Raw genomic sequence first — 13,608 nt, 5'->3', positions numbered from 1 at the left:
AGGAGACTACTGTGAACAATGGTGTTAAGTTTCTAAGCTTGGGCCTCGTGCTCATGGCCAGTGGCGTCGCAAATGCAAACCTATTGCTAAATGGCGACCTCGACCAGACCTACCAACAGGAAATCGTTCCTGGGTTCTTTCTGCCCAAACCCGCCGATTGGCAAAACGTCGGTACGCGCTCAATCACCGGCCCATACGAAGACGAGATGTCCTCGGAAGACTGGGCCGGCCCTGCACCCACCCCGGTGACCAATAACGGGACCGGCGGCAAGGACTTTGGCGTGTTCTTCAAGCCGTTCTCAGGCAATGCCAATGACGGCGACGCGACCGGCCATCTCTACCAAGATGTGGCGGCAGGCGGCGGAGTCACGTACCTGCTGACCGGCTGGGCAGGCGGCGAGCCAAACGCTCTCATGCAGGACGCCGAGTTTGCGCTCGAGTTTTATAACGCTGCGGGCGCACAGGTGGGAGGAGCCGTTCTCTCCCTGCTGCCGACGCTTGTAACTCCGAACGGACAAGCCTTTCAGTACAAGATGTATTCGGTTCGAGCGTTTGCACCGGCCAGCACGGTCACGGTTCGAGCCAGGGCCTCGATGATCGGCGCCCATAGCAACCCGCTCGGCGGGGGGCAGGCGTATGTGGTCGATGACTTCGAGCTGAACGCGGTCCCCGAGCCTGCCACCTCGGCGGCGATGGCCATCGCATTGCTCGGCTTGCTTCGACGCAAGCGAAAATAAGCCTCCGTTCGTTCCTCAAGAAAGACACACCCCTCCCGGCTGAGCCGGAGGGGTGTGTTGCGTTGCCCCACTGGTTGGCGAAGCCAATCCTGGCCAGCAAGGCAAAGCCCCGTACGGAGTAGTATCGGGGACCTACTCCAGCCCCAATGCCACTCCCTCCTGCCCTACGACACTCCGGCTTTCGCGGCTACCTGGCCGGAAGCTTCGTTTCGAACGTTGGCGCATACGTTCAGACGTGGGTGATCTCGTGGCACGTCTACCACCTGACCGGAAGCTCCCTGATGGTCGGGCTGCTTGGCTTGGTGCGGGTGGTGCCGCTGGTTTCACTTTCGCTCTTCGGAGGCGTGCTCGCCGATCAGGCGGACCGGCGCAAGGTGATGCTCCTCACCCAGAGCGGCATGGCGCTGGTTTCTTTGGCGCTCTGCCTGATGGCCGCCCTGGGCTGGGCCACGGTCGCGGGCCTCTATGCGATCGTGGCGCTCAGCTCGGTCGCACGCGCCTTCGACGGCCCGGCCCGCCAAGCGATGGTTGTCAGGCTGGTGCCAAAGGAGCACTTCCCCAACGCAGCAAGCCTCAATGGCGTCGTATGGAGGCTTTCAGAGGTGCTCGGTCCCGTGCTCGCGGGGGTCTTTATCGGCTGGAAAGGAATCTTGGGCGTGTCCGGAATTGCCCTGGGCTATGGTTTCAACTTCCTTTCCTTCTTCGCCGTGCTGATCGCCGTGTGGATGCTTCCGCCGTGCCTCCCGGAGAACGAGGGAGACAGGGCGAAGACCGCCGCCGAGGTGATCGCGCGGATCAAGGAGGGTCTGCGCTTCGTCAACCGGACTCCCGCCCTTCGCAGCGCGATGTGGGTGGACTTTTGGGCCACCTTCTGCTCCGGCGCCGAGGCGCTTCTGCCCGCCATGGCCACCACAATTCTCAAGCTGGATGAGCGGGGCTATGGGCTGCTGGCGGCTTCCTCGGGCCTGGGGGCGCTCATCGCGGCCTCTGCGCTGGCCTGGATGCCAACGGTCCACCGGCAGGGGCGGCTAGTCGTGAGCATGATCGGTTTCTACGGGCTTTTCACGATCGCCTTCGGGTTCTCGCAGAGCCTGCCGATGGCGATGGCGAGCCTGGCGGCGGTGGGGGCGTCGGACATGGTGAGCACGGTGATGCGCCAGACCATCCGCCAGCTCGCGACGCCTGACGAAATCCGCGGCCGCATGAACGCCACCAGCAGCCTGTTCCACATCTCCGGTCCTCAATTGGGCGACTTCGAGGCCGGCGCGGTTGCCCATTTTTGGGGCGAGCGCGTGTCGATCGTGATCGGCGGCGGAATGTGCCTGTTGGTCGCCGCGCATTGGTCGCGGGCCAAGGCGCTGGTGAACTACCAGCACGACTCTGGATAGAGAACTGACGCGATGCGCGATGGGCGATTTGTCTGAGCCCCTCCCTCGTTTTGGTTCGTAAATCCTTCCGAGTCCCGGCTTGTCGGGAGGGGAGGGGTTGGGGTGGGAGACCCTGAGGCTCCCGCGATATGAAGCGCGACGGGCAATGCTCCGCACCACCCATCGGGTAAACACTCAAGCACCTCGGAGCCGCCCTTGTCCCAATTCGAAATCTCCATCGACTACCTCACCCGGGTCCTCATCGACCTGCTGAACACACCGAGCCCCACCGGCTCGACGGACTGGGCAATCAGCTTCGTAGAGCAAGAGCTGCTCAGCTTGGATGTGGACTGCAAGCGCACGCAGAAAGGCGCTTTGATCGCCCACCTGGAGGGTCTGAGCTACCGCAAGCCGAGAGGGCTTACCGCGCATGTGGACACCCTGGGCGCGATGGTCAAAGAGATCAAGCCCAGCGGACGGCTTAGGCTGACCGCGCTCAACGGAGTCATGTGGCCCACGGTCGAAAGCGAGGGAGTAACCATCGAGACCCGCCAAGGCCGACAAATCCGCGGCTCCATCGTCTTTGAAAACGGAGCCGCCCATGTCAACAAAGAAGCCACCTCGGCGGCCCGAAACGACGGGAACCTGGAAGTCCGGCTCGATGAGCGCACTTCGAGCGCCGATGAAACCCGTTTGCTTGGCATCGAAGTCGGCGACTTCGTCGCCTTCGACCCCCGTGTGGAGCAGTCAGGCTCTGGCTTTATCCGCTCGCGGTTCCTCGACGATAAAGCGGCAGTTGCTTGCATCCTCGCCGCGATCAAAGCGATCCGCGATGTTCGGGTGACTCCCGCGGAGAACACCACGATCCTTTTCAGCAACTACGAAGAGGTGGGCCATGGTGGGCTTGACGGCCTGCCGGACGATCTTTCTGAGCTGGTCGTCGTGGATATGGCCGCCATCGGCAAGGGCCTTCAGAGCGATGAGTTCCACTGCTCGGTCTGCGTCAAAGATTCGTCCGGGCCCTACAGCCGCCCGCTGACCGAAAAGATGCGCAACCTCGCCGACCGCGCGGGGATCGAGGTCCGTCCCGACGTCTATCCGTACTACACCAGCGACGGCTCGGTCTATTGGCGGGGAGGCGGCAAGGCCGAGGTCGCGCTGATCGGCCCGGGTGTGGACACCAGCCACGGCTACGAACGCACCCACGTCGACGCCCTGATGGACACAGCCCTCCTCATCGCCGAATACATCGTCGAGGAGTAGGCGCGGTCCCCCGACAGCGGAATCCGCTCCCCCCAAACGAGCCTGCCTTGACCCGGAGAGTCGTTCAACCCCTCCCACCCCTGCAAAAGTACCGGGAACCTGCCGATCACTTACCTTGGAACCATCACCGGGGAGTGAACTTTGTCGGGAATGACCATCGAGCGACGACCAACCAGGGCAGAACGGCCCGTTAGCATCAGCATGGCCAGCCGGATCACCGGCGTCGAAGTCCATACCTTGCGCTATTGGGAGCGCGAATTCGAGTCGTTTTTGGAGCCTGGGCGCACCGAAGGCGGCCAGCGGCGTTATCGTCCGCAAGATATCCAGACCGTCTTCATCATCAAGAAGCTGCTGCGCGACGACCTCTTCAGCATCGCGGGCGCCAGAAGGCATCTTGAGCAGCTCTACCGCGAGCGCGTAGCATGAGCAAGGACGCCATCGCTCGGGCAAGGGCCGCCTTCAAGACCGAGGAGCACCAACAGGCGCTCCAGATTCTGGAGGCCGCCTTGGCCCAATCGCCAAATGATCCCGACCTCAACTGCGAGGTCGCGATCGTGTTTTGCTTTCTTCAGCGCGAGGACGAGGCTGCGAACCTGCTCGACCGCGCCGTGGGCGCGGAGCGCTTTGGCGAGCTCGCCCAGATCCTGAACCGCTATGCGCACTGCCGCAAGCTGATGGCCGCCCGCCTGAAGGTGGACGACGCCAAAGGCAGGGCCATCGCAGAGAAGGTCTCCAAGTTTGCCATCGAACCCGTCGGCGAGTGCGGCATCAAACTCAGCGCGTGCCTAATCGTCAAGAACGAAGAGCGCCACCTGGAGCGATGCCTGCGCAGCATCGCCAACCACGTCGACGAAATCGTCGTCGTGGACACCGGCTCGACCGACAGCACCATCGAGATCGCCCGCTCCTTCGACGCCAAGATCGGCTTCTTCAAGTGGTGTGACGACTTCTCCGCGGCCAGAAACGAAAGCCTGCGCATGGCCACGGGCAACTGGGTGCTCTGGATCGACGCCGACGAAGAGGTGGACCCGCGAAGCTGGACCGCCATCGCCGAGGGTCTGATCCGCCCGCAGTTCGGCGGCTATTACGTCCGCATCTTGAACCTGATGGACAAAGAGGGCCGGCAGCAATATGTCCATACGCCCGTCCGCATCTTCCAGCGCCTGCCGGAGGTCCACTTTGAGGGCCGCGTTCACGAGCAGGTGCTCCAGTGCTTCGACCAGCTTGGAATGCCAAGCGCGACGCTGCGAAACGTCACCCTGAACCACTACGGCTACGCGCCGGAGGACATGCAGGAAAAGCGCAAGATCGACCGCACCGTCGGCATGCTCGAACGTGAGGTCGACGAATCGCCCGAAGACAGCTTCCACTGGTTCAACCTGGCGAACGCCTACAGCGTGGCCAAGCGCCCCGAAGACGCGGTGAGGGCCGCGCGCAAGTGCATCGAGTTCATCCATGAACGCAACGCATTTGGTTCGCTCGCCTATCAGATTCTGGCTTCTGGGCTGAACGCCACTGGAAGATCTGAAGAGGCTTTGGAAGCCACTGAAGCGAGCCGAAAGCTGAACTTCTTTACGATCCTCAACCAGTTTGAAAGGGCGCTTGCACTGCTTCAGCTGGCGCGGTTTGACCAGGCGCTGGAGGCCATCGACGAGTGCCTGGCGATGGAATGGCCCGAGGGCCTGACCGGGGACTACGGCATCTTCCGCCACAAGAGGCACGCCATCAAGGGCCAGATTCTGAGCGAGCTTGGAAGGCTGGAAGAGGCGCTGGCCTACCTTGAAGTTTCCTTGGGTGTTGACCCACAGTTTGCGCCGGCAAACTTTGCCAAAGGTCTCACGCTTGAGCGTCTGGGCAGGGTCGACGAAGCGATTGCCTTCATCGAAGCCTCCTCCAAGCACGAGGACTTTGCTCAACCGGCGACCAAGACCTTGGGCCGAATCGCCTTGCAGCAGGGGGACTTTCGCAAGGCGGCCGCTTGCTTCAAGCAGGCTTGGGAGGCGCGGCCCTCCGAACTTGACTGCTGGGTCGCCTGGACCCAGATCCTGGAGCAGGCCGGCACGCCGGCCGACGCCATCGAGGCCTATGAGGCCTATGCCAGAGTCAAGGAGCCCAACTGCGAGCTGCTCATCAACTGGGGGCGCGCGCTCGCGGAAACCGGCGACAATGACGGCGCGCTGCGCAGATATGGCGAAGCGATCGAGCAGGATCCCGCGAACCCGAATTCCTACTTCAACACAGGGGATCTCCTCTATCGCCTAGGGGCCTATGTGGACTCCGCCGAGGCCTATGAGTTTGGCCTCCGGCTGCAGCCCGACAACGCCGAGGGGTGGTTCGTGTTGGGCAACGCGTTCGCGCAAATGGGGGTGCTCGATGGGGCAAGAACCGCTTACCGACAGACGCTCACCCTGCAGCCTTCGCACCAAAAGGCGCAATACAACCTGGCCCTGGTGAGCACCGAGGCAGAAGCGGCGGCGTAGGTTGCCTAAATATCAAAGGCGTGCAGCCGCAGGTTCCGTGCCTGCGCTACAGGAACCCACCCATTGTCCGTAGCCGCAGGTTCCGTGCCGGCGATCCTTTGCGCGAACGGATGCTCGATGCCAGAAGCAGACCGTGAGCTCGTCTGAAGTCCCGGTGAATCGTCGGTTGATTGGCTAGAGCTGCGAGTCCTTGACCTCGCCCTTGATCCTGGGCCATAATCTGGCCCACCGTTGTGAGGATTTAGCTCAGCTGGGAGAGCGTCCCGATGGAATCGGGAAGGTCACGTTGGACGGGACCATCCAGCAGACAATCGCATAGTGGGGATTTAGCTCAGCTGGGAGAGCGCTTGCATGGCATGCAAGAGGTCACGGGTTCGAATCCCGTAATCTCCACCAACCAAGTGGCCTGGGGATGCGTCGTGAATCATCGCCCTGCCAACATAGTCCCGAGTTCTGCCATCACTGAGTCATGAATAAGGCGAGCTTGAGCTGCTGCGGTTGGTTCTGGACAACAATCAGTACCGAGATTCCTCGCGCTTGGGCTGGATCCCCTTCGGGATGGCCGCGGGATCGACTTCTTCCCATTCGACATCAAAGGTACCGACGTAGCCGAAGAGAGTGCCCCAGAACTCGTTCTTGACTTCAACCTCGATGCGATATCTCTGGATCTCTTCGTCGAACCAGACATCAACGCAGGCTCTTCCGGAAAAGAACATTGGAAACTTGAATGCAATCGGGCCTTCGTAGAACCGCTGCTCCCCAGATTCGATGCGAAGACCTCCGTTTTCGGCGACGCTCAAGTGAAGATCGACGGCCAAATGCTGGTGGGTCCCCAAGTAGTCGACCACTTGGTTGCGAATGGGATCTCTCACCATGTAGGCGTCGAATCGTCGTTCCCGCCCTAACCTGAAGGTGCGAAGTTCGGTGACGGTTTCGCGCCCGAAAGAGTCTACATAGGCCCAATTCTCAATGGTAAACGGAACGTTTTCGCCCCTTTCTGGGAACATGATGTTCCGCCAAGTGCCGACCATGAGGAACGGGATTGTATAGAACCTCCCGTGCCACACCCGATCCATAGTGCCGCGCCCGATGGCCCGCTTGCGGGAACTGCTGTCAAACCCAAAACGCTCTTGGATCTTCGGGTGAAGCCGACTGAAGTCTTCTCCAAGAACCAAAGAGTAGATTGATTTGCTCATCCACTTGTCCCCGTCGGCAAGAGCGTGGATCGCCCCTCCCAGGTTCCGTATTCGGCGAGCGGCCGGAATCGGAGCGTGGTGAACTCGTGATGAAAGTCACGACGCTCCCGCTCCTGCATGGCTTCGAAGTGGCGCATCGGCCTGACGACCTTGCTCTTTCCCCTCACCATGTCGAGCATCGCCTGCTGAGAGTTCCAAATGGAGAAGGTCGCGATGGTCCGTGGATACCGGATTGCGGCGAGTGAGTAGGATGCCTCCGGGTTGTCTCTGACCATCGCTTCGACGGGCCTCCCCCAATGGACGAACCTGGGGATTTCTGGGAGCCTCATTCGTGCGAGAGTGAAGGCAGCGACGGGGGCATTGGCGTCAGATTCACCGCTGGACTCTGGAAGTGAGGCGAATTCGCGCACGGATCCCCATCTGCGAAGAAAAGTCATTCGGACGTGCCATCCGGCGACGATGTATTGCCCAAGCTTGGATGTGTTAAGGAATTCGTCAAGAGCATCCTCGCTTGCCCAATCGGCGAACATGACGAGCTTGTGAAGCTGCATCCTTTGGGGCGATAGGATTGGCGACCCGAGCATCATGGGTGTGAGGCACTCGGCGCAAATCAGACCGGGAACGGTAGAACCGGTTGGCGGGCGATAGAGCGAGGAGAGCGTCTGGAGCGCGGGCGTTCTTGCCAAACCGAGCGTAAACACTCTCATCTCTATCAGTAGGTACGTGGTCTAAGGAGCTTTGGTCTTGCGAGCACGAACGGAGACGGCCGGCCACTTCGTGGCCTATTGTTGCGGGAGCCATGACTGCTGTTAGCCTTCTTGTTTTGTGGCTACCCACTTGGAGGCCGTCTCATCGTGACGCCCTCAATCCACGGACTAACCTCACCCCGCCACGCGCAGAGCCAGAGCACGCTATCTCTATGACCCCGCAGGCAGAGCCAACGCCGTCGAGCACTATTGGGACGCCTATTCGGGCGGAAGCTACACCTCGACCAAGCTCCTCAAGCAGGATTACGCCTACGACGGCACGACCCGCCTTAGGACGGGCACGACCTGGAAGCATGGGGCCTCTGGCTCCTGGGCCACCGACCGGCTAGCCACCCTTCGGGTGGGCAATCAGAACAATTGTGAGATTCGGGTGGCTGCAGTCGCAGACTGCTGAGATTGAAGTCAGTACTACTTTTGGACAATCTGGTGAACATAGGAGTTAGGAACGACATCCTAGGCAACCGCACTTGGCGGCGGCCACCCTTCGGGTGGGCAATCAGAGGAATTGTAGATTCGGGTGGCTGCCCCGATCATCGGGGATGAGATAGGAAACAAGACTACTCTTGGCCGGTGGCACCCCAAACTCTATGCAACCGGTGATGGGTGCCACCACCGCTTTAGCGGGGTGTCCGGATGAAGCCGCCACAAGTTCTCCCCGAGCTTGGGGCGTTCTGAGCTTGAAAACACGACGTTGCGGTTGACAAGGGGCTCGCCAGACCACCTAGTTCAGATGACCTCACCAGCGAAGGGAGGATCATCGCGAGGCAAACAGTCCCAAAGTCCTCAAAACCCAGAAGTGGCCAAGGATTTCAAGGATTTGGAGGATTCCGGGGGGAGCCCTAAGGACCTACCCATGCCTGCGGGAGCAAGGAGATGTTTCCGTCGGCTTGGGCATAAGCGCCCTTCGCCCTTCGCCCTTCGCCAAGGATTGTATGACGAATTCCATATGCGGAATGCCCTAACACCCTAATGCCCAAATGCCCAAATGCCCCAATGCCCCAATGCCCCAACGCCTCAACGCCCTACCGGCCAAACCCCTCCTGAGAGATCAACCACGCCAGCGAGGCCATTGCGCAAGCCCCAAACTCCAGCTCGCGCGGGTGGACGATTTTGATGTTGTCGTTCCGCGAGTGGTGCATATCGAAATAGCGCGTGCCTTCCGGCTCCAGCCCAAAAAGGACCGTTCCGAGCGCACCCAGCGGCCCGATGTCCCCGCCGCCGCCACCCCGATTGATCCGCTCGATCCCGAACTGGCGCAGGTCCTCCAGCCAGCCGGAAACCCTCTCGTGCTGGCTCTCCGTGACGCCGAACGCTCTCGGCATAAACCCGCCCGCGTCGCTCTCGATGGCGGCGATGTGCTTCTGGGGTGAAGCCTTCGCCATCTCGGCATAGGACGTCGCGCCGCGAAGCCCGTTCTCCTCGTTCATGAACGCGACCACCCGAATCGTGCGCTTCGGTTTGAGCCCGAGCACCTTCAGGATCCTCAAAGCCTCGAGCGATTGAGTGATCCCCGCGCCGTCGTCGTGCGCGCCCTGGCCCAGGTCCCAACTGTCCAGATGCCCGCCCATCACGATCACCTCGTCTGGAAGCTCGGAACCTCGGATTTCACCCATCACGCTCGCTGAGGGCGCATCTTCAAAGGTCTGGCAGAACATCTCCAGCTTCACCCGAACCGGCCCCTTCTTAAGGGCCGCGCTGAGCTTATTGGCGCTCTGGATTCCCAGGGCAGCGGCAGGGATCTTTCGCGGATCGGTGTAATTCATCGCGCCCGTGTGAGGGGCATCGTCATCGGCCAGCGTCATCGAGCGCACCAAGACCGCCACCGCACCCGACTTCACCGCCGCCGAAGCGCCGCTGGTCCGCTGGTCCACCGCGCCGCCATAGCCGGATTGCCCTGCGGGCAGCGTGGGATCAAAGCCCCGGTTGAAGAACACGATCTTGCCCCTCCCCCGCTCGCCGAGCTCCTCGGCTTCCTTCAGCGAGTGCACCTCGATCACATCGGCCTCAAGGCCGCCCCTGGGGGTCGCCACACTCCCACCCAGCGCACAGACCGCGAGCTTGGTCTTGATGCCGGCGGCTTTCATCGTGGCGGACTCGGGCCTGCCGCGAACCCAGTGGGGCACCATGCAGGGGACCCGCTGGATGTTCTCAAGGCCGATGGTCCGCATCTGCTTCTCGACCCAGGCCACGGCTCGCTCCGCTTCAGGGGAGCCGCTGACACGCCCGCCGATCTTGGTGCAGAGTTCATGGAGCATCGCGTAAGCCCCAAGGTCGGTTAGTCCGCGCTGACGAATCTGGATGGGCTCGGGTCTTGGCGCAGACTGAGGGGAAGGCGACCCCTGTGAAACACAAATAGTGCTAGCGGCTATCGGAATAAGGGCCCAGAGCGACATGGGTTCATCTTATTCCAAGCGAGCTTCGACCAGCTACAGCACAAACTCGTTGATCAGGTTCTCCAGCATCTCCTGGCGGCCCGAGCGGCGCGTCGGCTCGCCTTTCTCGAGAACTCTTTCGACGCAAGCCTCATAGCTGACCTTGCCTTCGAAGAGGTCTTTGCCGAAGCCGTCGGCCCAGCCTGCGTAGCGTTGCTTGACGAACCCTTCCAAACGCCCATCCTCGCGGATAGCGTGCGCGATTTCCAGGCCGCGGGCGAAGGCGTCCATACCGCCGATATGCGCATGGAAAAGGTCCACCGGCTCGTGCGATTGCCGCCTCACCTTGGCGTCGAAGTTCAGACCTCCGGTCGTGAACCCGCCCATCGCCATCACTTCAAGCATGATCTGGGTCGTCAGGTACACGTTGGTCGGGAACTGGTCGGTGTCCCAACCCAGCAGTTCGTCGCCGACGTTGGCGTCCACCGAGCCCAAAATGCCCGCCTCCCTGGCCGCGCGCATTTCGTGGACCATCGAATGCCCAGCCAAGGTCGCGTGGTTGGTTTCCAGGTTCAGCTTCAGGTGGTCCATCAGCCCGAACTCACGTAGGAAGTTCAGGCAGGCTTCGGCGTCGGAATCGTACTGGTGCTTGGTAGGCTCCATCGGCTTGGGCTCAATGTAAAACTGGCCTTTGAAGCCGATCTTCGCGGCGTAGTCGACTGCCAGATGCAGGAACCGGGCGAACTGCGCTCTTTCTCGCTGCATCTCGGTGTTCCAGAGCGTGTCGTAGCCCTCACGGCCGCCCCAGAAGGTGTAGCCCTGTCCTCCCAGTGCCTTTGTGGCGTCGAGAGCGTGTTTGACTTGTGCGGCGGCATAGGCAAAGACCTCAGGGTCGGGGTTGGTCGCGGCGCCCGCCTGATAGCGCGGATGGCTGAAGAGGTTCGCCGTGCCCCAGAGCAGCTTGACGCCGGTCTCAGTTTGCTTCTGGGCGGCGTAGTCCACCAGGGCTTTCAGGTTGTCGCAGGACTCGCGAAAGTCCGCGCCCTCAGGAGCAATGTCGCGGTCGTGGAAGCACCAAAACCCTACGCCGAGCTTGACGAAGAACTCAAACGCGGCATCCATCGTCTCGCGAGCGCGAATCATCGGGTCGGCGGCGATGGCCCATGGATGGAGCATCGTGGGTGCTCCGAAGGGGTCCTGGCCCGTGCCTTTGAACGTGTGCCAATAGCAGACCGCGAACCGGAAGTGGTCGCGCATGGCCTTTCCGCCGACCATTTTGTCGGCGTCGTAGTGCTTGAACGCGAGCGGGTTCTTGCTGCTCTTGCCCTCATAGGGCACCTTGGATGGGACTTCCGGGAAGTACGACATGGCGTCTTGAGCATAGCAGAGGAAGGCTTGGGAGGGCGGGGAGAGAGGGATGAGGCGGTGAGTGGGGGAAAGGGTGAGTGGGTGAGAGGGTGAGTGGATGAGTGGGTGAGGCTTGCTGAATGCGGGTTGAGGAATGGATGCTTGGGCGACGGATGACGGGGCTCACCCCAGCCTTTTTAGGGTGGGCGGTCTCCAGTCCGCGCCAACCCGTCCCCGGAATCGCAACCCTTTTTGGGAGGCTGTCTCACCGTTCATTTTCCAAGTTGATCCGAGCGTTGCGGCGGAGGCCCAGTAAGCCCGTTCGCCGAACCGCCGAGCCCCTCGTGAGACCATCCCAATCCTCGTGCGAGATCTGCGCGAGTTCGTTCAGTCCCGGCCACGCGCGCCCAGTCAAGAAGTCTGGCTCCGAAGCCTTTGCGGCCCGCAACGGCTGGGAAGCGCGCGGCTCGTTGAAGGGGCAGACCTCCTGGCAGACGTCGCAGCCAAAGGTCCACGCTCCCATCTTCGCTGCCAGTTCAGGTTCGATGTCACCCTTGTGCTCGATGGTCAAGTAGCTGATGCAGTGGCGGGCGTCCACCTGCCACCTTCTGTTCTCCTGGATGATCGCGCCCGTCGGGCACGCTTCGACACAGCGCATGCAGCTTCCACAGGAGCCCATCGAAGGAAGATCCGGCTCAAAGTGCAGGCTCGTCAGCAGCAGGCCGATGAAGAACCAGCTGCCTCGGCGCGAGTCGATGAGCAGGGTGTTCTTGCCGAACCAGCCCAGTCCCGCCAAGTGGGCGAAATCGCGCTCGAGGATCGGCGCGGAGTCCACGCAGGCTCGCGTTTCCACTCCTGGATGCATGGCCTGTAGCCATCTCTCCAGCTTTCGGAGCTTGGATCGCAGAACCTTGTGGTAGTCGCGGCCTAGGGCGTAGGTGGCGATGCGCGGCTGGCCGGGAACTGGCGGATTGGGCTGGGCATAGTTGAGCGTCACTGCGACTACGGACCTGCAAGACGGAAGCAAGGCGCGAGGATCGGCCCTAAGGTCAGAGCTCTTGGCCAAGTAGCTCATCGTGCCATGTCGCCCATTGGCGAGCCAATCGGCGTAGGCGGTGATGCCAGGCGACGGCGCCGCATCGCAGATGCCGACCGTGGCGAAGCCCAACTCCAGCGCAGAGGCTTTTACTGAAGCGCTGGGCAACACCGAGACCTCAAACTTGCCCATCGGTTGGCTCCAAAGCTCGTGAAACCTGACGCCACTGCTCGAGATCGAGCATGTGGGGCCGAATTCTCGGATCTAGTTCCAATGAAGCAAGCAGGCGCTCGACCTCCGGCTTGCCGTACGTTCCGCCCAGGTTGTTCAGGAGCGTTTTTCTAGGCTGCGCAAACCCGGCACGTACCAACCCAAAGAACCGAGACTCCTGGTTCTCCGAGCCTTGCAAGTGGCGAGGGATCAGTCTCAGTACGATGCTGTCCACTTTGGGCGGTGGATCGAACGCCCCCGGCGGCACGACACAGACCTTGCGAATTGAGAACTGCGCCTGCAGGCACACGCTTAGCGCTCCTCGGTCCGAGCTGCCCGGCTCGGCGAGGATGCGGTCACCGACCTCCTTCTGCATCATCAGCACGGCGCGATCGATCTGGCCGCGAACTTCTGCAAACCTCCCCAGCAGAGGACCCGTGATGTTGTAAGGCATGTTGGAGACGATGGCCCTGGGTGCGGGAAGCCGGTCCAGAAGGCCGCTGAGGTCCGCCTTGAGAGCATCCGCGATCAGCACCTCGGCGAGCGGGGCGGACTCTGACAGCGCGCCGGCCATGCGCGGGTCCAGCTCGACCGCCGCCACCTTGCGCATTTCGTCTGCCAAAGCCTGGGTCAGAACCCCCGGCCCGGGACCCACCTCCAGCACGCCGGCGATTCCATTGAGTTCCGCGAGAATGGCCTGGACGACCTTCGAGGAGCAAAGAAAATGCTGCCCATACCCCTTCCTGGCCCGAAGGTCGTGCTTTGCCAGAAAGACGCGGAGCTGAGATCGTTCGGTGAGATCGAGCAGTGCGATGGAAGATTATGGGCTCCGT

At 61.6% G+C, this 13,608-nt stretch carries 11 protein-coding genes and 1 tRNA gene; 6 read left to right on the top strand and 6 right to left on the bottom strand.

What is annotated here, in order from left to right:
• Positions 1-11: 11 nt before the first annotated feature.
• The 6 genes from HZC36_04045 to HZC36_04020 all read left to right on the top strand — a co-directional run bounded on the left by HZC36_04045 (position 12) and on the right by HZC36_04020 (position 6,243).
• On the top strand, positions 12-737 hold the full coding sequence (locus HZC36_04045) for a PEP-CTERM sorting domain-containing protein (protein ID MBI5706143.1): 726 nt from the start codon (positions 12-14) through the stop codon (positions 735-737).
• A 146-nt stretch (positions 738-883) separates the two neighbouring features.
• Complete coding sequence (locus tag HZC36_04040; GenBank protein ID MBI5706142.1) at positions 884-2,125, top strand: MFS transporter; 1,242 nt, start codon at positions 884-886, stop codon at positions 2,123-2,125.
• 195 nt (positions 2,126-2,320) lie between these two features.
• Entirely contained in the window at positions 2,321-3,367 is a 1,047-nt protein-coding gene (locus tag HZC36_04035) for a M42 family metallopeptidase (protein MBI5706141.1), read from the top strand.
• A 201-nt stretch (positions 3,368-3,568) separates the two neighbouring features.
• Complete coding sequence (locus HZC36_04030; protein MBI5706140.1) at positions 3,569-3,793, top strand: MerR family transcriptional regulator; 225 nt, start codon at positions 3,569-3,571, stop codon at positions 3,791-3,793.
• Positions 3,790-5,847 (top strand): tetratricopeptide repeat protein, encoded by a 2,058-nt coding sequence (locus HZC36_04025; GenBank protein MBI5706139.1) that lies wholly within the window; start codon positions 3,790-3,792, stop codon positions 5,845-5,847. The genes HZC36_04030 and HZC36_04025 overlap by 4 nt, the downstream gene beginning before the upstream one ends.
• A 320-nt stretch (positions 5,848-6,167) precedes the next feature.
• Positions 6,168-6,243 (top strand) — tRNA-Ala (locus tag HZC36_04020).
• A 119-nt stretch (positions 6,244-6,362) separates the two neighbouring features.
• On the opposite strand, the gene HZC36_04015 is transcribed toward HZC36_04020, so the two are convergent.
• The 6 genes from HZC36_04015 to rsmA all read right to left on the bottom strand — a co-directional run bounded on the left by HZC36_04015 (position 6,363) and on the right by rsmA (position 13,589).
• Positions 6,363-7,043 (bottom strand): DUF4166 domain-containing protein, encoded by a 681-nt coding sequence (locus HZC36_04015; protein ID MBI5706138.1) that lies wholly within the window; start codon positions 7,041-7,043, stop codon positions 6,363-6,365.
• On the bottom strand, positions 7,040-7,750 hold the full coding sequence (locus HZC36_04010; GenBank protein ID MBI5706137.1) for a hypothetical protein: 711 nt from the start codon (positions 7,748-7,750) through the stop codon (positions 7,040-7,042). Before HZC36_04010 ends, HZC36_04015 begins: the two co-directional genes overlap by 4 nt.
• Before the next feature lie 1,082 nt (positions 7,751-8,832).
• The gene (locus tag HZC36_04005; GenBank protein ID MBI5706136.1) at positions 8,833-10,065 is read right to left on the bottom strand and encodes a M20/M25/M40 family metallo-hydrolase; all 1,233 of its coding nucleotides are present in this window, start codon (positions 10,063-10,065) and stop codon (positions 8,833-8,835) included.
• A 171-nt stretch (positions 10,066-10,236) separates the two neighbouring features.
• Entirely contained in the window at positions 10,237-11,550 is a 1,314-nt protein-coding gene (xylA, locus tag HZC36_04000) for a xylose isomerase (protein ID MBI5706135.1), read from the bottom strand.
• A 244-nt stretch (positions 11,551-11,794) separates the two neighbouring features.
• Positions 11,795-12,757: a tRNA epoxyqueuosine(34) reductase QueG gene (gene queG / locus HZC36_03995; protein MBI5706134.1), complete on the bottom strand. Its 963-nt coding sequence runs from the start codon at positions 12,755-12,757 to the stop codon at positions 11,795-11,797.
• Positions 12,744-13,589, bottom strand: coding sequence for a ribosomal RNA small subunit methyltransferase A (gene rsmA / locus HZC36_03990; GenBank protein ID MBI5706133.1), 846 nt, complete (start codon positions 13,587-13,589; stop codon positions 12,744-12,746). The genes queG and rsmA overlap by 14 nt, the downstream gene beginning before the upstream one ends.
• Between the last annotated feature and the right edge of the window lie 19 nt (positions 13,590-13,608).

The sequence above is a fragment of the Armatimonadota bacterium genome (assembly GCA_016223145.1).
Taxonomy (GTDB): domain Bacteria; phylum Armatimonadota; class Fimbriimonadia; order Fimbriimonadales; family Fimbriimonadaceae; genus Nitrosymbiomonas.
Note: the sequence above shows the minus strand (reverse complement) of the source record. Positions and strands in the feature narration are given on the sequence as shown.